Genomic DNA, 23660 nt, shown 5'->3' on the forward strand with positions numbered 1-23660 from the left:
CCGGAGATTCCACCCCTTGGGGATTCCCCTAAAACTGATCCGCCACAGCGGCGGGGCGTGCCCATGGGGCCGAAACTGGAGCCACACCGCAATCCGTTGCCGCCCCGGTCATGGCGATCACCAGTGCCGATCGCCCGTGCCGTGGCCGCAACGGTGCGGTGCCTTTTCGTTCTCTGTGTGGGCGGGTGGAGTGCAAATGGTCGAGTCCGAGCGCAACGGGACGGGGAATCGGGCCGGTTCGGCTTCGGCGGATTCGGCCGGTGACATAGCCGTCATCGGCCTGGCGTGCCGGCTGCCGGGCGCCGCCGACCCGGCGGCCTTCTGGCGGCTGCTCAGCGAGGGCACGGACGCGATCACCGACGTACCCCCGGACCGGTGGGACGGGGCCGCGGTGGCCGACGCCGACCCGTCGGAGCCCGGCAGGACCGACATCCGCCGGGGCGGGTTCCTCGACCGCGTCGGCCACTTCGACGCCGGGTTCTTCGGGCTCTCCCCGAAGGAGGCCGCCGCGATGGACCCGCAGCAGCGGCTCGTCCTGGAACTGGCCTGGGAGGCGCTGGAGGACGCGCACGTCCGCCCCTGGACCCTGCGCTCCAGCCGCACCGGGGTGTTCGTCGGCGCGATCTGGGACGACTACGCGACCCTGCACCACCGCTCCGGGCTCACGGCCATCTCCCCGCACACCGTCACCGGCCTGCACCGCAGCATCATCGCCAACCGGGTCTCGTACTTCCTCGGTCTGCGCGGCCCCAGCCTGACCGTGGACTCCGGACAGTCCTCGTCCCTGGTCTCGGTCCACCTGGCCTGCGAGAGCCTGCGCAAGGGCGAGTCGACGGTCGCCCTCGCCGGTGGCGTCAACCTCAACATCGTCCCCGAAAGCACCCTGGGCGCGGCCAAGTTCGGCGGGCTGTCCCCCGACGGCCGCTGCTTCACCTTCGACGCCCGCGCCAACGGCTACGTCCGCGGCGAGGGCGGCGGCATCGTCGTCCTCAAACCGCTCGCCCAAGCCGTCGCGGACGGCGACCCCGTGTACTGCGTGATCCGCGGCAGCGCCGTCAACAACGACGGCGGCGGCGACGGACTGACCGTGCCCCTGCGGTCCGGGCAGGAGCAGGTGCTCCGGCTCGCCTGCGAGCGCGCCGGGATCGATCCCGCGCACGTCGGCTACGTCGAGTTGCACGGCACCGGCACCAAGGTCGGCGACCCCGTCGAGGCGGCCGCGCTCGGCGCGGTGCTCGGCACCGGACGCGCGCCCGGCGATCCGCTGCGGGTCGGCTCGGCCAAGACCAACGTCGGCCATCTGGAGGGCGCCGCCGGCATCACCGGCCTGCTCAAGGCGGCCCTCGCGCTCCACCACCGCGAACTGCCCGCCAGCCTCAACTTCGAGACACCGAACCCGGCGATCCCGCTGGACCGGCTCAACCTGCGCGTACAGACCGAGCACAGCGCCTGGGCCGCGCAGGACGGCCGCCCCCTCGTCGCCGGGGTCAGCTCGTTCGGGATGGGCGGCACCAACTGCCACATCGTGCTGGCGGAGCACCGGACGGCGACGGCCCCGGCCGCGGCGGACCGCACGGGAGCTGACCCGGAAGGCGCGGACCCGGGAGCGGCGCGCACGCCGGAGACGGACACCCCGGAACCGGGCGCGGGTACGGCCGCGACCTGCTGGCCGCTGTCCGCCAGGACCGCCTCCGGGCTGCGCGGCCAGGCCGCCGCCCTGCTGGCCCACGCCGAGGCACATCCCGCGCTCGCCCTGCCCGAGGTCGGCCGCTCGCTGGCCACCGGCCGCACCGCCTTCGAACACCGGGCCGTCGTCGTCGGCGAGAACCGCGCCGACTTCCTGCGCGCCCTGCGCGCGCTGTCCACCGACGGCGTCGACGCGGCGCTGACCACGGGCCGTACGGCACCGCGCGGCGAACTCGCCTTCCTCTTCTCGGGCCAGGGCAGTCAGCGCGCCGGCATGGGACGCGAACTGGCCGAGACCGTACCGGCGTTCGCCACCGCCCTGGACGAGGTGTGCGCACACCTGGACCCCCTGCTGCCGAGGCCGCTGCGCGAGGTCATGTTCGCCGCCGAGGGCACCGAGGCGGCGGGCGAACTCGACCGGACCCTGTACACCCAGACCGCGCTGTTCGCCCTCGAAGTCGCCCTGTTCCGGGCGCTGGAGAGCTGGGGCATCACCCCCGACGTGCTCATGGGCCACTCCATCGGCGAACTCGCCGCCGCGCACGTGGCCGGTGTCCTCTCGCTCGCCGACGCCTGCGCCCTCGTGGCCGCACGCGGCCGGCTGATGCAGGCGCTGCCCGCCGGCGGCGCCATGATCGCGGTGCAGGCCACCGAGGCCGAGGTCCGCGAGCGCGTCGGCGCGCACACCGACCGCGTCAGCATCGCCGCGCTGAACGGCCCGGACTCCGTCGTCGTCTCCGGCGACGAGGACCTCGCCACCGAGATCGCCGACGCCTTCGCCGCCCTCGGCCGCAGGACCAGCCGGCTGCGGGTCAGCCACGCCTTCCACTCCCCGCACATGGAACCCATGCTGGCGGAGTTCCGCGAGGTGGCCGAGGGCCTCACCTTCCACGCCCCGCGCATCCCGATCGTGTCCAACGTGACGGGCCGGCTCGCCGGGGAGCTCCCGGCGTACGAGGGATGCGGCGCCGCGTACTGGGTCCGCCATGTACGCGAGGCGGTCCGCTTCGCCGACGGCGTCGCCCGCCTCGACGAGCACGGCGTACGCGCCTACCTCGAACTCGGCCCCGGCGGCGTCCTCACCTCCATGGCCCGCGCGGGGGCCGACGCCGGCTCCCTGTTCGTCCCCGCCCTGCGCGCCCGCCGCCCCGAGCCGTCCGCCCTGCTGACGGCCGTCGCCGCACTGCACGTCAACGGCCTGGAACCGGACTGGCACGCCCTGTTCGGCGGCGGACATGACGCGCACCGCAAGGTCGCGCTCCCCACCTACGCGTTCGAACGGCAGCGGTACTGGCTGGACGCGGCCGGCACCGCACCCGTCACCACCACCCCCGCCACCACCCCCGGCCGGGCCCCCGCGGACCCGCGGGCGGACGCCGTCGCCGAAACCGACGACACGCCGGTCGGCGCCCTCGGCCGACGGCTGGCCGAACTGCCCGCCGCCGCACGGGAAGAGGCCACGCTCGACCTGGTCCGCGCACACATCGCCGCCGTTCTCGGCCACGCCGAGGGCAGCCAGGTCGCCGGTGACTGGACCTTCAAGGACCTCGGCTTCGACTCGCTCAGCTCGGTGGAACTGCGCAACCAGCTCGGCGCCGCCACCGGTCTGCGCCTGCCCAGCGGGCTGCTGTTCGACCATCCCACCCCGGCCGCGCTCGCCCGCCACCTCGCGGCCCGCTCCCTCGGCGCCGAGGACCCGGCGGACCGTACTCCCACGACGGTGGCCGACCCCGACGAGCCCGTCGCCATCGTGGCCATGAGCTGCCGCCTGCCCGGCGGCATCGGCTCTCCCGAGGACCTGTGGCGGCTGCTCGCCTCGGGCGGCGACGCCGTCTCCGGGTTCCCGGCGGACCGCGGCTGGGACGTCGAGGCGCTCTGGGACCCGGAGCCCGGCACCCCCGGCACGTCCTCGACACGGCACGGCGGTTTCCTGCACGGGGCGGCCGACTTCGACGCCGACTTCTTCGGGATCAGCCCCCGCGAGGCCGCCGCGATCGACCCCCAGCAGCGGCTGGTCCTGGAGACCGCCTGGGAGGCGTTCGAACGGGCGGGCATCGACCCGGCCACCCTGCGCGGCAGCCGGGCGGGCGTCTTCATCGGCGCGACGGCCCAGGACTACGGCCCCCGGCTGCACGAGCCGGCCGACGAAGCCGGGGGCTATCTGCTGACCGGCACCACGACGAGTGTCGCCTCGGGCCGCGTGGCCTACTCGTTCGGCCTGGAGGGCCCCGCCGTCACGGTGGACACGGCCTGCTCGTCGTCCCTGGTCGCCCTGCACCTGGCCGTCCAGTCGCTGCGCGCCGGCGAGTGCACCATGGCCCTGGCCGGTGGTGTCACGGTGATGTCCACGCCCGGCATGTTCGTGGAGTTCAGCCGCCAGGGCGGCCTGTCGGCGGACGGCCGCTGCAAGGCGTTCGCGGCCGGCGCGGACGGCACGGGCTGGGCCGAGGGCGTCGGCATGCTGCTGGTGGAGCGGCTCTCCGACGCCCGGCGCAACGGCCATCAGGTGCTGGCCGTGGTCCGGGGCAGCGCGGTCAACCAGGACGGCGCGTCGAACGGACTCACGGCACCCAACGGGCCCTCGCAGCAGCGCGTCATCCGCCAGGCACTGACGGCCGCCGGACTCGCGCCCGCCGACGTCGACGCGGTGGAGGCCCACGGCACGGGGACCCGGCTCGGCGACCCGATCGAGGCGGAAGCCCTCATCGCCACGTACGGCCAACAACGGTCACCGGAAAGGCCGTTGTGGCTCGGCTCGCTCAAGTCGAACATCGGTCACACGCAGGCCGCCGCCGGGGTGGCCGGTGTGATCAAGATGGTCATGGCGATGCGCCACGGTGTACTGCCGCGGACGCTGCACGTGGACGAGCCGACCCCGCACGTGGACTGGCCGGCGAGCGAGGTACGACTGCTCACCGAGGCGGTGGACTGGCCCGCGGGCGAACTGCCGCGCCGGGCGGCGGTGTCCTCCTTCGGCATCAGCGGAACCAACGCGCACGTCATCGTCGAACAGGCACCCGGCACGGCCGAGGAGCCCCCGGCCCCGGGCTCGGGCGCGGTCGTCCCATGGGTGCTGTCGGCGAAGAACGACACGGCGCTCCGGGAGCAGGCGTCCCGGCTGCTGTCCTTCCTGGACGACCGGGGCGCGGACGCCCGACCGGAGGACGTGGCCTTCTCGCTGGCGACGTCCCGGGCGGCGCTGGAGCGGCGGGCGGCGGTCGTGGGAGCGGAACTCGCCGAGTTCCGTGACGGGTTGGAGGCGATCGTCTCCGGGGCCGCCCCGGTGAGCGGTGCCGTCGGCGGCAAGCTCGGCTTCCTCTTCTCGGGGCAGGGCTCGCAACGCCTCGGTATGGGGCGCGAGTTGTACGAGGCGTACCCGGTGTTCGCGGCGGCGTACGACGAGGTGTGCGCACACCTGGACACACCGGTCGACGTGGACTCGGACGAGCTGCATCAGACGGGTTCGACTCAGCCGGCGCTGTTCGCGGTCGAGGTGGCGTTGTTCCGGCTCCTGGAGTCGTGGGGTGTGCGGCCGGATTACGTGGCCGGGCATTCGGTGGGGGAGATCGCGGCCGCGCATGTGGCGGGTGTGCTGTGCCTTGAGGACGCGGCGAAGCTGGTGTCGGCGCGTGCCGCGTTGATGCAGGCGTTGCCGGGTGGCGGTGCGATGGTCGCCGTACAGGCCGCCGAGGACGAGGTACTGCCGCACCTGACCGATGGCGTGGGCATCGCGGCGGTCAACGGGCCGCAGTCCGTGGTGGTGTCGGGCGCGGAGGACGCGGTCGCCGGGATTGCCGAGACTTTCCGGGAGCAGGGTCGCAAGACGTCCCGGCTGAAGGTCAGTCACGCCTTCCACTCGCCGCTGATGGAGCCGATGCTGGAGGAGTTCGGCGCGGTCGTCGGTGGGCTGACCTTCAACGAGGCGCGTATCCCGGTCGTTTCGAACCTCACGGGCCGTCTGGCCGACCCGTACACCCCGTCGTACTGGGTGCGGCATGTCCGTGAGGCGGTTCGTTTCGCGGACGGTGTGCGGACCCTGCACGGGCTGGGTGTCGGTGCGTTCGTGGAGATCGGGCCCGGTGGTGTCCTCAGCGGGATGGCGCAGGGGTGTGTGGACGACATCGCCACCATCCCCGTACTGCGCGCCGGTCGGCCGGAACAGCGGGCCGTCGTGACCGCGCTCGCCGAACTCCGCGTCAGCGGCGCCGAAGTGGACTGGAGTGCCTTCCTCCCGGGGGCCCGGCGCGTCGACCTGCCCACCTACGCCTTCCAGCGCGAGCGCTACTGGCTCGACGTACCCCGGACCGTCACCGGCGGGGCGCCGGAATCGTCGGACGCCGAGTTCTGGGACTCCGTGGAGAGCGAGGACCGGGCCTCGCTCGGTGCGCTCCTCGGGCTGGAGCCCGCCGAACTGGACGTAGTGGCACCCAAGTTGTCCGCCTGGCGCCGGCAGCGGCGCGAGCGGTCCGTCGCCGACGGCTGGCGCTACCGGATCACCTGGCAGCCGCTCGGTGATCCCGTCGCAGCCGCTCCGTCGGGGACCTGGCTGTACGTGGTCCCCGAGGAGACCGCGTGGACCGAGGCGATTCGCGCGGGGCTCACGGAACTCGGAGTGACACTCGTACCGTTCGCCATGACCGAGGACACCGACCGCGCCGCACTCGCCCGGTCCCTGGCCGAAGCCGCGCACGAGCAGCGGCCCGACCGGGTCCTCTTCGCGGCGGCACCGGACGCGGGAACCGGCGCGTCTCACCGACTCCTCCTCCACCGGCTCCTGCTCCTCTTCCAGGCCCTCGGCGACGCTGGGTTCGAGGCCCCGCTGTGGTGCCTGACCAGCGGCGCGGTGTCGACCGGCCCGGCGGACCCGCTGACCGACCCGGCCGCCGCGCGGCTCTGGGGCCTGGGCCGGGTCGCCGCCCTGGAACAGCCGCAGCGCTGGGGCGGCCTCGTCGATCTGCCCGCCGCACCGGACCCCCGCGCGCTGGCCCGCCTGGCCGGTCTGCTGAACCGGGCCGACGAGGACCAGCTCGCCGTCCGCGCCTCCGGTGTGTCGGTACGGCGCCTCGTGCGGGCGCCGCAGACCGCCGCACCGGCGGAAACGGCCTGGTCGCCGCGCGGCACCGTGCTCGTGACCGGTGGCACGGGCGCGCTGGGCGGCCATGTGGCCCGCTGGCTCGCCGGTGCCGGCGCCGAGCACCTGGTGCTGGTCAGCCGCCGCGGACCCGAGGCCCCGGGCGCCGCCGAACTCCGGGCGGAACTGGAGGAGTCGGGTGTCGGGGTCACCGTCGCCGCCTGCGACGCCGCCGACCGTGACGCCCTCGCCGAACTGTTCGCCCGGCACCCCGTGAACGCCGTGGTGCACACGGCGGGCGTCCTCGACGACGGCCTGATCGACTCGCTCACGCCCGAGCGCCTCGACGGCGTACTGCGGCCCAAGGCGGACGCGGCGCTCCACTTGCACGAGCTGACCCGGGACCGCCAGGACCTCGACGCCTTCGTGCTGTTCTCCTCCATGACCGGCGTCTGGGGCAACGGCGGCCAGGGCGCCTACGGTGCCGCGAACGCCTTCCTCGACGCGCTCGCCGAACAGCGCCGGTCGCAGGGACTGCCCGCGCTGGCCGTCGCCTGGGGCTCCTGGGCGGACGGCGGCATGGCCGACGGTGCGGCCGGTGACCACCTGCGGCGGCGCGGCGTACGACCGATCGCGGCGCTCCCCGCGCTCTCCGCACTGCACGGTGCGCTGACCCACGGCGAGACCTCCGTGACGATCGCGGACGTGGACTGGGACCGCTTCGTGCCGGCCTTCGCCGGCACCCGTCCCTGCCCGCTGCTGCACGGCGTACCCGAGGCCCGCGAGGTCCTCGAAGCGCGCGCCCGGGCCGCGCAGAGCACCGAGGTGCCCGCCTCCGCGCTGGGCCGGCGCCTCCTCGATGCCACCCCCGGGGAGCGGGCGCGCGTCCTGCTGGACCTGGTGCGCGAGCAGTCCGCGCTGGTGCTCGGCCACACGGGCAGGACCACCTTCGACGCCGACCGGACGTTCCGCGCGACCGGCTTCGACTCCCTCACCGCCGTCGAACTGCGGCACCGGCTGAGCCAGGCCACCGGTCTCGAACTCCCCGCCACCCTGGTCTTCGACCATCCGACCCCCGCCGCCCTCGCCCGCCACCTGAGCGGCGAACTCCTCGGCGGACCCGGCCCGGAGAACGCCGTACCGCACGCGACGACCGCCGTCGCGGCCGACGAGCCGCTCGCGATCGTCAGCATGAGCTGCCGCTTCCCCGGCGGTGTCCGCACCCCGGAGGAGCTGTGGGAGCTGCTCGGCTCCGGCCGGGACGCGATGTCCGGCTTCCCCACCGACCGCGGCTGGGACATCGACGCGCTCTACGACCCCGACCCCGACCGGCCCGGCACGACGTACACCCGCGAGGGCGGCTTCATCGAGGGCGCCGACCGCTTCGACGCGGCTCTGTTCGGGATCTCGCCGCGCGAGGCGCTGGCCATGGACCCCCAGCAGCGGCTGCTGCTGGAGACCGCGTGGGAGGCGTTCGAGCGCGCCGGGATCGCCCCCGCGTCCGTCCGCGCCAGCCGCACCGGTGTGTTCATCGGCACCAACGGCCAGGACTACGCCAACGGGCTGCGCAACGCGCCCGAGGAGATCGAGGGGTACGCGCTCACCGGCAAGGCGGCCTCGGTCGTCTCCGGGCGCATCTCCTACACGTTCGGGCTCGAGGGCCCGGCGGTCACGGTGGACACGGCGTGCTCGTCGTCGCTCGTCGCCCTGCACCTCGCCGGGCAGGCGTTGCGGAGCGGCGAGTGCTCCATGGCCCTGGTCGGGGGCGTCACCGTGATGACGACACCCGACCTGTTCGTGGAGTTCAGCCGCCAGCGCGGCCTGTCGGCGGACGGCCGCTGCAAGGCGTTCGCCGCCGGCGCCGACGGCACCGGCTGGGGCGAAGGCGTCGGACTGCTGCTGGTGGAGCGGCTCTCCGACGCCCGGCGCAATGGCCATCAGGTGCTGGCCGTGGTCCGGGGCAGCGCGGTCAACCAGGACGGCGCGTCGAACGGGCTCACGGCACCCAACGGGCCCTCGCAGCAGCGGGTGATCCGGCAGGCGCTGGCGTCCGCCGGGCTCGCCCCCGCCGACGTGGACGCCGTGGAGGCACACGGTACGGGGACGAAGCTCGGCGACCCGATCGAGGCGCAGGCGCTGCTCGCCACGTACGGCCGCGAGCACTCCGCCGACCGGCCGGTGTGGCTGGGCTCGGTCAAGTCGAACATCGGTCACACGCAGGCCGCCGCCGGTGTCGCCGGGGTAATCAAGATGGTCCTGGCCATGCGGCACGGCAGGCTGCCGCGGACCCTCCACGTGGACGAGCCGACCGGGCACGTGGACTGGTCGGCGGGCACCGTACGGCTGCTGACCGAACCGGTGCCCTGGCCCGGGACCGCCGGGCCCCGCCGCGCCGCGGTCTCGTCCTTCGGCATCGGCGGCACCAACGCGCACACGATCCTCGAAGAAGCGCCCGCCACGGCCGCCGCCGTACCGGCGCGGGAGCACCGCCCGGTGCCCGTGCCGTGGGTGCTCTCGGCGAGGACCGAAGCGGCGCTGCGCGCCCAGGCGGACCGGCTGCTGGCCTTCGCGACCGACGAGGTGTCGCCCGTGGACGCCGGATTCTCGACGGCCACGACACGGTCGGCGCTGGAACACCGCGCCGCCGTGATCGGCACCGATCCCGCCGAACTGCGGGCGGGCCTCGCGGCCCTCGCGGCGGGCGAACCGGCGGCGAACCTCGTCACCGGGCGCGCCCGACCGACGGGCAAGACCGGTTTCCTGTTCTCGGGGCAGGGGTCGCAACGCCTGGGTATGGGGCGTGCGTTGTACGAGGCGTATCCGGTGTTCGCGGCGGCGTACGACGAGGTGTGCGGGCACCTGGACGCGCCCGTTGATGTTGATTCGGAGGAGTTGAATCAAACCGGTTCGACGCAGCCCGCGTTGTTCGCGGTCGAGGTGGCGTTGTTCCGGCTTCTCGCATCGTGGGGTGTGCGGCCGGACTATGTGGCCGGTCATTCGGTGGGGGAGATCGCGGCCGCGCATGTGGCGGGTGTGCTGTCCCTTGAGGATGCGGCGAAGTTGGTGTCAGCCCGTGCTCGTCTGATGCAGGCGTTGCCGGGTGGCGGTGCGATGGTCGCCGTACAGGCCACCGAGGAAGAGGCGCTGCCGTATCTGACCGATGGCGTGGGTATCGCGGCGGTCAACGGGCCCCGTTCGGTGGTGGTTTCCGGTGCCGAGGACGCGGTCCTGGCGGTCGCGGAGGAGTTCGCCGGCCGGGGGCGTAAGACATCCCGGCTGAAGGTCAGCCACGCCTTCCACTCACCGCTGATGGAGCCGATGCTGGAGGAGTTCGGCGAGGTCGTCAGTGGGCTGACCTTCAACGAGCCGCGTATCCCGGTCGTTTCGAACCTCACGGGCGGTCTGGCCGACCCGTACACCCCGTCGTACTGGGTGCGGCATGTCCGCGAGGCGGTTCGTTTCGCGGACGGTGTGCGGACCCTGCACGGGCTGGGTGTCGGTACGTTCGTGGAGATCGGGCCCGGTGGTGTCCTCAGCGGGATGGCGCAAGGGTGTGTGGACGACGTCGTCACCGTCCCCGTACTGCGCGCCGACCGCCCCGAACCCCAGGCGCTCACCACCGCGTACGCCCAACTGCACGTCAGTGGCGCCGAAGTGGACTGGGACGCCTTCTTCCCGGGGGCCCGGCGCGTCGACCTGCCCACCTACGCCTTCCAGCGCGAGCGCTACTGGCTCAACGCCCCCGCCGCCGTCGGCGACATGAGCGCGGTGGGCCAGGGCGACGCCGGTCATCCGCTCCTCGGGGCCGCCGTGCCGCTGGCCGACGGCGACGGACATCTCCTCACCGGGCGGCTCTCCACCCATACGCATCCGTGGCTGACGGACCACGCGGTCGGCGGGATCGCCCTGCTGCCCGGCACCGCGTTCGTGGAACTGGCCGTCACCGCCGCCGACGCCGTGGGCTGCGACCTGCTGGAAGAACTGACCCTGGAGACACCGCTCCTCGTGCCCGAGCGCGGCGGCGTCGCCGTACAGGTGCGCGTCGGCGCCGACGACGGCACGGGTCGCCGGTCGCTCACCGTGCACTCGCGGACCGACGACGGCGACGCGCGCCCCCACCAGGACGACCCCGCGCGGGCCTGGGTCCGGCACGCCTCCGGCGCTCTGACCGTCGCCACGGAAGAGCCGATGGACGGTGCGCTCGCCGCGTGGCCGCCCGCGGGCGCCGAGCCGATCGACGTCGACGGGTTCTACGACCGCCTCGCCGCACTGGCACTCGACTACGGCCCCGTCTTCCAGGGGCTGCGCGCCGCCTGGCGCGCCGGGGACGACTTCTTCGCCGAGGTGGAGCTGCCCGGCGCGGACGGCACGGAGGACGGCGCGAACGGCAGGGATGCGGGGGCGAACGGCAGGGACGCGGGCGCGTACGGGCTGCACCCCGCGCTGTTCGACGCCGCCCTGCACACCGTCTGGCTCGGCGCGGTGGAGCCCGACGCCGGAACCGGGCACGGGCTGCTCCCGTTCGCCTGGAGCGGGGTGCGGCTGACCGCCGCCGGTGCCTCCGCCCTGCGGGTGAAGGTCTCGCGCGCCGGCGCCTCCACGGTGTCGCTGCTGCTGGCCGACGGCACCGGTGAACCGGTCGCGCGGATCGACTCGCTGACCCTGCGCCCGGTAGCCGCGGAGCAGTTGCGCGCCGGTTCCGGCGGCGACGACGCGGTCTTCGCCCTGGAGTGGACACCGGTCGGACTGCCGTCCGTGCCGGACGGCACGAGGATCGAGTCGTACGGCGATCTCGCCGCCCTCCGGGACGCCGGCTCACCGGCCGTGACGGCGGCCGGAGCGGACGCCGATGCCGCCGCCGGTGCCGTGATCGTGCCCTGCCCGACCGGGACGGGCACGGATCTCGCCACGCAGGTCCGCGAAGTCACCTACGCCGTACTGGAGTTGCTCCAGTGGTGGCTGGCCGAGGATCGCCCGGCGCGCCTGGTGCTGGTGACCCGTACCGGAGACCTCGCCCAGGCGGCGGTCCGCGGGCTGGTGCGCTCGGCGCAGACCGAGAATCCCGGCCGCATCGTGCTGGTCGAGACCTCGGCGGACACCGAGAGCGGCAGCGGTGCCGGCCATGCCGGTCCGGCCCGGGCGCTGCCCGGCCTGCTCGCGTCCGCCGAGCCGCAGGCCCTGGTCCGCGCGGACGGCGAGATCCGGGTGCCGAGGCTGGTCCGCGCCGCCACGCCGGACCCCGAGCCGCAGGTCCCCGCCCTCGGCACCGGTACCGTCCTGCTGACCGGTGCGTCGGGCGGTCTGGGCGGGCTGCTGGCCCGGCATCTGGTCGCCGAGCACGGCGTGCGCAGCCTGCTGCTCGTCAGCCGCCGGGGCGGGGACGCCCCCGGCGCGGCCGACCTCACCGCCGAGCTGACCGCGCGGGGCGCCGACATCACCTGGGCCGCGTGCGATGTGGCCGACCGCGACGCCGTCCGCGCACTCCTGGCCGGTCCGGGGCAGAAGCTGTCCGCGATCGTGCACACCGCCGGCGTTCTGGACGACGGAATCATCGGATCGCTGACCCCCGAGCGGCTGGACACCGTGTTCCGCCCCAAGGTGGACGCCGCGCTGAACCTGCACGATCTCGCGGCCGAACTCTGCGGGGACCTGTCCGCGTTCGTGCTCTTCTCCTCGGCGGCGGGCACCCTCGGCACGCCGGGGCAGGGCAACTACGCCGCCGCCAACACGTTCCTCGACGCCCTCGCCGAGCACCGCCGGGCCCTGGGACTGCGCGCCACGTCGCTGGCCTGGGGCCTGTGGGCGCAGGCCGGCGAGAGCGCCATGACCGGCGGCCTCGACCACACCGATCTCACCCGCATCAAGCGCATGGGCCTCGCCCCGATCCCGCCGGCGGACGGCCTGCGGCTGTTCGACGCGGCCCTGGCCACCGACCGGGCGGCCGTCGCCCCGATCCGGCTCGACACCTCCGCCTTCCGCGGCGGACAGGGCCGGCCGAGCGAGGCACAGGGACAGCCCGTGCCGTCGGTCCTGCGCGGACTGGTACGGGTCGCACCGGTGCGGCGCGCGGCGCGGAGTGCGCCGAAGGGCTCGCTGGGTGAGCGGCTGGCCGGGCTGCCGGTGGCCGAGCGCGAGCAGGTGGTCCTCGACCTGGTGCGCGGTGAGGTCGCCGCCGTGCTCGGGCACGCCGGTGCCGGGTCGGTCGGCGCGGACGACGCGTTCAAGGACATCGGGTTCGACTCGCTGACCGCCGTCGAACTGCGCAACCGGCTCAACTCGGCCGTCGGGATGCGCCTGCCCGCCACCCTGATCTTCGACTACCCGAGCCCGCTCACCCTGGCCCGCTTCCTCACCGCCGAGGCCGCGGGTTCCGGCGAGGCGACGGCGACCGTGCCGGCGACCCGGCCAGCATCCGGCGCGGCGGCCGACGAGCCGATCGCCATCGTGGGCATGGCCTGCCGCTATCCCGGCGGTGTGCGGTCGCCCGAAGAGCTGTGGCAGCTGGTGTTCTCCGGTCGCGACGCCGTGTCGGGCTTCCCCGAGGACCGCGGCTGGGACGTGGCGAACCTGTACGACCCGAACCCCGACCAGTGGGGCACCAGTTACACCCGCGAGGGCGGCTTCCTGCGCGACGCGGCGGACTTCGACGCCGAGTTCTTCGGGATCTCGCCGCGTGAGGCGCTGGCGATGGATCCGCAGCAGCGGTTACTGCTGGAGACGTCGTGGGAGGCGTTCGAGCGGGCCGGGATCGATCCGGCGACGGTGCGGGGGAGCAGGACCGGTGTCTTCGCGGGCGTGATGTACCACGACTACGGCGGCCGGGTGCACACCTCACCGCCAGGTCTGGAGGGCTACCTCGTCAACGGCAGCGCGGGCAGCGTCGCTTCGGGCCGCGTCTCGTACACGTTCGGGCTTGAGGGTCCCGCGGTGACGGTGGACACGGCGTGCTCGTCGTCGCTCGTCGCCCTGCACCTCGCCGCACAGGCGTTGCGCAGCGGCGAATGCTCCATGGCCCTCGTCGGCGGCGTCACCGTGATGGCCGGCCCGAGCGTCTTCGTGGAGTTCAGCCGCCAGCGGGGCCTGTCGGCGGACGGCCGGTGCAAGGCGTTCGCGGCCGGGGCCGATGGCACGGGCTGGGCTGAGGGTGCGGGCATGCTGCTGGTGGAGCGGCTGTCCGATGCCCGCCGGCATGGGCATCAGGTGTTGGCGGTTGTGCGGGGTACGGCGGTGAATCAGGACGGTGCGTCGAACGGTCTGACGGCGCCGAACGGTCCGGCGCAGCAGCGGGTGATCCGGCAGGCGCTGGCGAACGCCGGCGTGTCTCCGGATCAGGTGGATGCCGTGGAGGCGCATGGTACGGGGACGCGGCTGGGTGATCCGATCGAGGCGCAGGCGTTGATCGCGACGTACGGTCAGGAGCGTGCCGGGGGACGGCCGTTGTGGCTGGGGTCGTTGAAGTCGAACATCGGTCATGCGCAGGCCGCCGCGGGTGTCGGTGGGATCATCAAGATGGTCATGGCGATGCGGCACGGTGTGCTGCCGCGGACCCTGCACGTGGACGAGCCGACCCCGCACGTGGACTGGTCGGCGGGCGAGGTTCGGCTGCTGACCGAGGCCGTGGACTGGCCCGCGCACGACGGGCCGCGCCGTGCCGCCGTCTCCTCCTTCGGCGTGAGCGGTACCAACGCCCATGTGATCGTGGAACAGGCCCCGGCCCCGGTGGAGTCGGTGCCCACTCCGGCGTCGGGTTCGGTCGTCCCGTGGGTGCTGTCCGCCAAGAGCGACACGGCACTGCGGGCCCAGGCGTCCCGGCTGCTGTCCTTCCTGGGCGCTGAGGGCGCTGAGGGCGCTGAGGGTGCCGAGGGCAACGGGCTCCGTCCCGAGGACGTGGCGTTCTCGCTGGCGACATCGCGTGCGGCACTGGAACGCCGTGCGGTGGTCGTGGGCGCGCATCCGGCGGAACTGCGGCAGGAGTTGGAGGCGCTCGCTTCCGGCGCGGCTTCGACGGGCGGTGCTGTCGGGGGCAAGATAGGGTTCTTGTTCTCCGGTCAGGGGTCGCAACGCCTGGGCATGGGGCGTGAGTTGTACGAGGCGTATCCGGTGTTCGCGGCGGCGTACGACGAGGTGTGCGCGCACTTGGACACACCGGTCGACGTGGACTCGGACGAGCTGCATCAGACGGGTTCGACTCAGCCGGCGCTGTTCGCCGTCGAGGTGGCGTTGTTCCGGCTCCTGGAGTCGTGGGGCATCCGGCCGGATTACGTGGCCGGTCATTCGGTCGGGGAGATCGCGGCCGCGCATGTGGCGGGGGTGTTGTCCCTTGAGGATGCGGCGAAGCTGGTGTCGGCGCGTGCCGCGTTGATGCAGGCGTTGCCGGGTGGCGGTGCGATGGTCGCCGTACAGGCCACCGAGGAAGAGGTGCTGCCGTATCTGACCGATGGCGTGGGCATTGCGGCGGTCAACGGGCCGCAGTCCGTGGTGGTTTCGGGTACCGAGGACGCCGTCACCGCGATTGCTGAGACCTTCCGCGAGCTGGGTCGTAAGACGTCCCGGCTGAAGGTCAGCCACGCCTTCCACTCGCCCCTGATGGACCCGATGCTGGAGGAGTTCGCGGAGGCTATCGGAGGCTTGACCTTCGACGAGCCGCGCATCCCGGTCGTTTCGAACCTCACGGGCGGTCTGGCCGAGCCGTACACGCCGTCGTACTGGGTGCGGCATGTCCGTGAGGCGGTCCGGTTCGCCGATGGTGTGCGGACCCTGCACGAGCTGGGTGTGACCAGGTTCGTGGAGATCGGTCCGGGCGGTGTGCTGAGCGCTCTGGCCCAGGGCTGTGCGGACGACATCGTGACCGTGCCCACCCTGCGCGCCGACCGTCCCGAGCCGTACGCGATCACCGCCGCGCTCGGACTGCTGCACACGCACGGCGTCTCGCCCGACTGGCAGGCCCTGCTGCCCGGTGCCCGGCGCGTCGACCTGCCCACCTACGCCTTCCAGCGCGAGCGCTACTGGCTCGACGTTCCCCGGGCGTCCGGTGATGTACGGGCCGCCGGTCTGGGACCGGCGGATCACCCGCTGCTCGGTGCCGCGATCACGACGGCCGACAGCGACGGCGTCCTGCTCACCGGCCTGCTCTCCCTGGAAACCCATCCATGGCTCGCCGATCACGCCGTGCACGGGACCGTGCTGCTGCCCGGCACCGCGTTCGTGGAGCTGGCGATCCGGGCGGGTGACGAGACGGGGTGCGGATGGATCGAGGACCTGGCTCTCGAACTCCCCCTGGTGGTGCCCGAGCGTGAGGGCGTCACCCTTCAGGTGGCCGTCGGCGCCGAGGACGAGTGGGGCCGTCGGCAGCTGAGCGTGCACTCCCGCACCGGTGCCGGGCCGTGGCTGCAGCATGCGACCGGTGTGCTGTCCTCGGCGTCGGCACCGTCCGCCGTGGACCCCGGGTCCTGGCCGCCGGCGGGTGCGGAGGCCGTCGACCTGACGGACTTCTACGCGGGCACGGCCGCCGTGGGCCTGGAGTACGGCCCGCTCTTCCAGGGCCTGCGCTCGGTGTGGCGTGCCGGGGACGACGTCTATGCCGAGGTCGAGCTGCCGGAGGAGCTGGCCGCGGACGCGACGGCGTTCGCCCTGCACCCGGCGCTGCTGGACGCCGCCCTGCACGCCCTGGCCGCCGGTGGGCTGGTGCCGTTGGACGACGGCCCGGCGCTGCCCTTCGCCTGGTCCGGCGTCTTCGTACAGGCGGCCGGTGCGGCGATGGTGCGGGTGAAGCTGTCGCGGACGGCGTCCGGTTCGTTCACGCTGGCCGTGGCCGACGGCGCCGGTGAACCGGTGGCCTCGGTCGAGTCGCTGACATTGCGGACGGTCTCGACGGAGCAGCTGCGCGATGTCGGCGGCGGCGAGCAGCAGTTGTTCGAGCTGGAGTGGACGCCCTGCGCTCTTCCCGCCGCGGCCGAGGCGGTGCCGATCGAGACGGTCGCCGACTTCGCCGCGCTGCGGGAGTCGGAGGGGTCACGGGCGGCGGCCGTGGTCGTTCCGTGCCCGGTGGGGTCCGGTACGCAGGCCGACCGGGTGCACCGCGTCACGGACGAGGTTCTGGCGCTGGTGCAGGGGTGGTCGGCACAGGAGCGTGCGGGGCGTCTGGTGTTGGTGACGCGTCCGGGTGAGCTGGTTCATGCGGCGGTGTGGGGGCTGGTGCGGTCCGCGCAGTCGGAGCATCCGGACCGGTTCGTGCTGGCGGAGGCCGAGGACACGGACGAGGTGGTTCGTGTGCTGCCTGCCGTACTGGCCGCCGGTGAGCCGCAGTTCGCGGTCCGGGGCGGGGAGGTGTGCGTCCCGCGTCTGGTGAAGGCAACCGGGACCGTCACCGACACGCCGGACTTCGGCGCCGGCGTCGTGCTGCTGACCGGTGCCTCCGGGGCACTGGGCGGCCTCGTCGCCCGGCACCTGGTCGCCGAGCACGGGGTACGGAGCCTGCTGCTCCTCAGCCGACGTGGCGCGGAGGCCCCCGGCGCGGTCGAGCTGGAGGCCGAACTGACCGCGTGGGGCGCCGAGGTGAACTGGGCGGCCTGCGACGCGGCCGACCGGGACGCCCTCGCCGAGGTGCTGTCCGGCACACCGGTGACGGCCGTGGTGCACACGGCCGGCGTCCTGGACGACGGCGTGATCGCCTCGCTCACCCCCGACCGCATGGCGAAGGTGCTGCGGCCCAAGGTCGACGCCGTCCTCAACCTCCATGAACTAACCGGCGAGTTGTCGGCGTTCGTCGTCTTCTCCTCGGTGTCCGGCATCCTGGGCAGCGCGGGACAAGGCAACTACGCGGCGGCGAACACCTTCCTCGACGCCTTCGCCGGATTCCGCCGCGACCAGCAACTCCCCGCCACCTCACTCGCGTGGGGGCTGTGGGAGCAGAACGGCGGCATGGCCGACCGGCTCGACCAGGCCGACCTCACCCGGCTCAAGCGGGTGGGTCTGGCCCCGATAGCCGTCGACGAAGGGTTGCGGCTCTTCGACGCGGCGCTCGCCCTGGACCGGGCCACCGTCGCCCCCCTGCGACTCGACCCGAGCGGCCTCCAGGGCACGGTGCCGTCGGTCCTGCGCGGACTGGTACGGGTCGCACCGGTACGGCGCGCGGCGCGGAGCGCGCCGAAGGGCTCGCTGGGTGAGCGGCTGGCCGGGCTGCCCGCGGCCGAGCGCGAACAGGTGGTACTGGACATGGTGCGGGCAGAGGTCGCCGCCGTGCTCGGGCACGCCTCGGCCCGGGCCGTCCAGCCGGAACACGCCTTCCAGGACGCCGGCTTCGACTCGCTCACCTCGGTGGAACTCCGCAACCGCCTGAACGCGGCGACCGGGCTGCGGCTCCCCGCGACCCTGGTCTTCGACCACCCCACGCCCGCGGCGCTCTCCCGCTTCCTGCTGGCCGAGACCCTGGGCGTCCAGGAGCGGCCCGAGGCCGCGGTGGCCGCGGTGACCGGCACGGACGAGCCGATCGCGATCGTGGGCATGGCCTGCCGGTTCCCCGGCGAGGTGCGCTCGCCCGAGGACCTGTGGCGTCTCGTGGCCTCCGGGGGCGACGCGATCTCCAGCTTCCCCGAGGACCGGGGCTGGGACGTCGAGAACCTCTACGACCCGGACCCCGACCGCTCCGGCAAGTCCTATGCGCGCCACGGTGGTTTCCTCCACCGGGCCGCCGAGTTCGACCCGTCCTTCTTCGGGATCTCGCCGCGTGAGGCGCTGGCGATGGATCCGCAGCAGCGGTTGCTGCTGGAGACGTCGTGGGAGGCGTTCGAGCGGGCCGGGATCGACCCGGCGACGGTGCGGGGGAGCAGGACCGGTGTCTTCGCGGGCGTGATGTACCACGACTACGGCGGCCGGGTGAAGACGGCCGCGGAGGGCATGGACGCCTACCTGGGCAGCGGCAGCGCGGGCAGCATCGCCTCCGGCCGGGTCTCGTACACCTTCGGGCTCGAAGGCCCGGCGGTCACGGTCGACACGGCGTGCTCGTCGTCCCTGGTGGCGCTGCATCTGGCGGCGCAGGCGCTGCGCAGCGGCGAGTGCTCGATGGCCCTCGTCGGCGGCGTCACCGTGATGGCCACTCCCTCGACGTTCGTGGAGTTCAGCCGGCAACGGGGTCTGTCCATGGACGGCCGGTGCAAGGCGTTCGGCGCGGAAGCGGACGGTACGGGGTGGGCTGAGGGTGCGGGCATGCTGCTGGTGGAGCGGTTGTCCGATGCCCGTCGTAACGGCCATCAGGTGTTGGCGGTTGTCCGGGGTACGGCGGTGAATCAGGACGGTGCGTCGAACGGTCTGACGGCGCCGAACGGTCCGGCGCAGCAGCGGGTGATCCGGCAGGCGCTGGCGAACGCCGGTGTGTCTCCGGATCAGGTGGACGCTGTGGAGGCGCATGGTACGGGGACGCGGCTGGGTGATCCGATCGAGGCGCAGGCGTTGATCGCGACGTACGGTCAGGAGCGTGCCGGGGAACGGCCGTTGTGGCTGGGGTCGTTGAAGTCGAACATCGGTCATGCGCAGGCGGCCGCGGGTGTCGGTGGTGTGATCAAGATGGTGATGGCGATGCGGCACGGTGTGCTGCCGCGCACCCTGCACGTGGACGAGCCGACCCCGCACGTGGACTGGTCGGCGGGTGACGTACGGCTACTGACCGAGGCCGTGGACTGGCCCGCGCACGACGGTCCTCGCCGCGCCGCCGTCTCCTCCTTCGGCATCAGTGGCACCAACGCCCATGTGATCGTCGAACAGGCACCAGCCCCGGAGGATTCGGAGCCCGCTCCCGAGTCCGGTGCGGTCGTTCCGTGGGTGCTGTCCGCCAAGAGCGACACGGCACTGCGGGCCCAGGCGGAGCGCCTGCTGTCCCTGGCCTCGACCACGGAACTGCGGCCGGCCGACCTCGCCTTCTCCCTCGCCACCACCCGCTCGGCCCTGGAGTACCGGGCCGCCGTGGTGGGGGAGGGCCGCGACGAACTCCTCGACGGTCTCCGTGCGTTGGCCGAAGGGTCCCCGGCTCCCGCCCGGGTCGTGCGGGGCGAACCGGCCAGCGACGGCAAGGTCGGGTTCTTGTTCTCGGGGCAGGGGTCGCAACGGCTCGGTATGGGGCGTGGGTTGTACGCGGCGTACCCCGTGTTCGCGGCGGCGTACGACGAGGTATGTGGGCTTCTGGACGTGCCGGTCGATGTCGATGCGGAATCCCTGCATCAGACGGGTTCGACGCAGCCCGCGCTGTTCGCCGTCGAGGTGGCGTTGTTCCGGTTGTTGGAGTCGTGGGGCATTCGACCGGATTACGTGGCCGGGCACTCGGTCGGTGAGATCGCGGCCGCGCATGTGGCGGGTGTGCTGTCCCTTGCGGACGCGGCGAAGTTGGTGTCGGCGCGTGCCCGTCTCATGCAGGCGCTCCCGGCTGGCGGTGCGATGGTCGCCGTACAGGCAACGGAAGAAGAGGTGTTGCCGTATCTGACCGAGGAGGTCGGTATCGCGGCGGTCAACGGGCCGCAGTCGGTGGTGGTGTCGGGCGCGGAGGACGTGGTTGTCGGGATCGGCGACGCCTTCCGCGAGCTGGGCCGTAAGACGTCCCGGTTGAAGGTCAGTCACGCGTTCCACTCGCCGTTGATGGACCCGATGCTGGAGGAGTTCGCGGAGGCTATCGGAGGCTTGACCTTCGACGAGCCGCGTGTCCCGGTCGTTTCGAATCTCACGGGCGGTCTGGCCGAGCCGTACACCCCGTCGTACTGGGTGCGGCACGTCCGTGAGGCGGTCCGTTTCGCGGATGGTGTGCGGACCCTGCACGCGCTGGGTGTGTCCACGTTCGTGGAGATCGGTCCGGGCGGTGTGCTGAGCGCTCTGGCCCAGGGCTGTGCGGACGACATCGTGACCGTCCCCGTCGTACGGGGCGACCGTCCCGAGCCGCAGGCCGTCGTCACCGCGCTCGCCGAGTTGCATGTGCACGGTGTCTCCCCGGACTGGCGGGCGGTCCTCCCGGGTGCGCGGCGGGTCGATCTGCCGACCTACGCCTTCCAGTACGAGCGATTTTGGCTGGAGGTGCCGGAGGAATTCAGCGGTGGTGCCGCTGCCGCCGGGCTCGGGCTGGGCGCGGCCGAGCACCCGCTGGCCGGTGCGGTGGTCGCGCTGCCCGGCGCCGGTGGGTTCCTGGTCACCGGGCGGCTCTCGCTCAGGACACACCCCTGGCTCGCCGACCACATGGTGATGGGCCGGGTGCTGCTGCCGGGTACCGCGCTCGTGGAGCTGGCGGTGCGCGCGGGCGACGAGGCCGGTTGCGCCCAGGTCGAGGATCTGACACTGGAAGCGCCGCTGATCGTCCCGGACCAGGGCGGGGTCGCCGTACAGGTGTGGGTCGGGCCCGAGGAGGAGTCCGGCAGGCGGGCGCTGAGTGTGCACGCGCGGCCGGACGACGCCCCGGACGACGCGCCCTGGACCCGGCATGCCGTCGGCTACCTGACGGACGAGCTGCCCGAACCGCCGCATGGCGTGGACCTCGGCGTATGGCCGCCGGCGGGAGCGGAGCCCGTCGACCTCGACGGCTTCTACGAGGGCCTGGACGGACTCGGCCTGGGCTACGGCCAGATCTTCCGCGGCCTGCGCTCCGTATGGCGCGACGGGGACGACGTCCTCGCCGAGGTCGCTCTCGCCGAGGCCGCCCTCCCCGAGGGGGCGGACGCGTTCGCCGTTCATCCGGCGTTGCTGGACGCGGCGCTGCACGCGATCGGCGCGGGCGGTCTGGTCCCCGTGGCCGACGGGCCGCTGCTGCCCTTCGCCTGGTCCGCGGTGGGAGTGCGGGCCACGGGCGCGACGGCACTGCGGGTCAAGGTCTCCCGTACGGGTACGGACACGGTGTCGCTGACCGTGGCCGACGCGTCGGGCGCTCTGGTGGCCACGGTCGGTTCGCTGTCGCTGCGGCCGGTGTCGCGCGAGCAGCTGCTCGCGGCCGGCGGCCCCGGCGGGCATGCCGGCGACTCGCTGTTCGGCCTGGCGTGGCAGCCCATGACCCTCATGGAGGGGGGTGCCCCACTCGACGTACGGGTCTATCCGGATCTGGCCGCGCTGTCCGCCGACCTTCCCGAAGCCGAAGCCGAAGCCGAAGCCGAAGCCGAAGCCGACGCCGACGAAGCCGAGGCCGACGCCGTCGCGGTCGTACCGTGCCCGGAGATCCCCGGTACCCCGACCGCCGAGCACGTGCACCGCGTCGCGAGCGAGGTTCTGGCGCTGATCCAGTGGTGGTCGGCGCGGGAGCGTGCGGGGCGTCTGGTGTTGGTGACGCGTCCTGGTGAGCTGGTTCATGCGGCGGTGTGGGGGCTGGTGCGGTCCGCGCAGTCGGAGCATCCGGACCGGTTCGTGCTGGCGGAGGCCGAGGACACGGACGAGGTGGTCCGGGTGCTGCCTGCCGTACTGGCCGCCGGTGAGCCGCAGTTCGCGGTCCGGGGCGGGGAGGTGTGCGTGCCGCGCCTGGTGAAGGCAGCCGGAGCCCGTGACGGCGGCGCGCCGGACCTCACCGACGGCACGGTTCTCGTGACCGGTGCCTCCGGATCGCTCGGCGCCCTCGTCGCACGGCACCTGGTGACCGCACACAAGGTACGGCGGCTGCTGCTGGCGAGCCGCCGGGGCGCCCACGCGCCGGGCGCCGCCGACCTGACCGCCGAACTGGCCGCGCAGGGCGCCGAGATCACCTGGGCGGCCTGCGACGTCGCCGACCGGGAGGCCGTCTCCGCGCTGCTGGACGGCCGGCGGCTGTCGGCCGTCGTACACACCGCGGGCGTGCTGGACGACGGTGTGGTCGGCTCGGTCACGCCGGAGCGGATGAGGGAGGTCTTCCGGCCCAAGGTGGACGCCGTCCTGAACCTGCACGAGTGCACCCGGGACATGGGCCTGGCCGCCTTCGTGGTGTTCTCGTCCGTCGCCGGTCTGATCGGCGGCGCGGGTCAGGCGAGTTACGCGGCGGCCAACACCTTCCTCGACGCCTTCGCCGGCTCCCGACGCGCCCGGGGACTGCCCGCCACCTCGCTGGCGTGGGGGGTGTGGGAGCAGCCCGGCGCGATGACGGACGGTCTCGCCGCCGCCGACCGGGCGCGGATGGCGCGCAGCGGTGTGCTGCCGCTGCCGACCGGGGAGGGGCTGCGACTGTTCGACGCGGCGCTGACCACGGACGAGGCGATGCTCGCCCCGGTCCGTATCGACACCGGCGCCCTGTGCGGCGGTGAGACACCGCCGCTGCTGCGCGCCCTCGTGCCCGCCTCGGCCGGCCGGAGGAGCGTGCGGGGCGCCGCTTCCTCCGCGTCCGCGTCCGGCTCCGGGCCCTCGCTGGCCGAGCGCCTGGCGGGGCTGCCCGAGGGGGAGCGGGAGAAGAGCGTGCTGGATCTGGTGCGGGCCGAGGTGGCCGCGGTCCTGGGGCACGCCTCGGACCGTACGATCCGGCCGGAACACGCCTTCCAGGATCTGGGCTTCGACTCCCTCACCGCCGTCGAACTCCGCAACCGGCTGAACCGGGCCACCGGGCTGCGGCTCCCCGCGACCCTGGTCTTCGACCACCCGACACCCGCTGTGCTCGCCCGTCAGGTGTTCACCGAGGTCACGGGGGCTGCCGAACCGGCTTTAGTGGATTCCCTACTTGCCGACTTGGACAAGGTGGAACAAGAATTGGTCACGAAGTTGGCAGCGAGCGAAGCTCGCGACCGGATCCTGGCGAAGCTCCAGGAAGTGCTGCTGATCGCCGGTGAATCCGGCAAGGCATCGGACCAGGAAATCCCTGGTGCGAGCGGCAGCGATCTGGAATCGGCCACGGACGACGAAGTATTCGATCTGCTCGGCAAGGAATTCGGGATTTCCTGACCGCTCCGGCGCGTCCCGGTGAGCCCTTGCCGAATTCCGGTAAGTCATC

General features: G+C 73.3%; 1 protein-coding gene. It reads left to right on the forward strand.

All coding sequences use genetic code 11. The features are described 5' to 3' along the window. Window positions 1-196 precede the first annotated feature (196 nt). Complete coding sequence (locus tag GHR20_RS34940; RefSeq protein WP_153815529.1) at window positions 197-23611, forward strand: type I polyketide synthase; 23415 nt, start codon at window positions 197-199, stop codon at window positions 23609-23611. Window positions 23612-23660: the final 49 nt, after the last annotated feature.

Source organism: Streptomyces sp. SUK 48 (genome assembly GCF_009650765.1).
Taxonomy (GTDB): Bacteria; Actinomycetota; Actinomycetes; order Streptomycetales; family Streptomycetaceae; genus Streptomyces.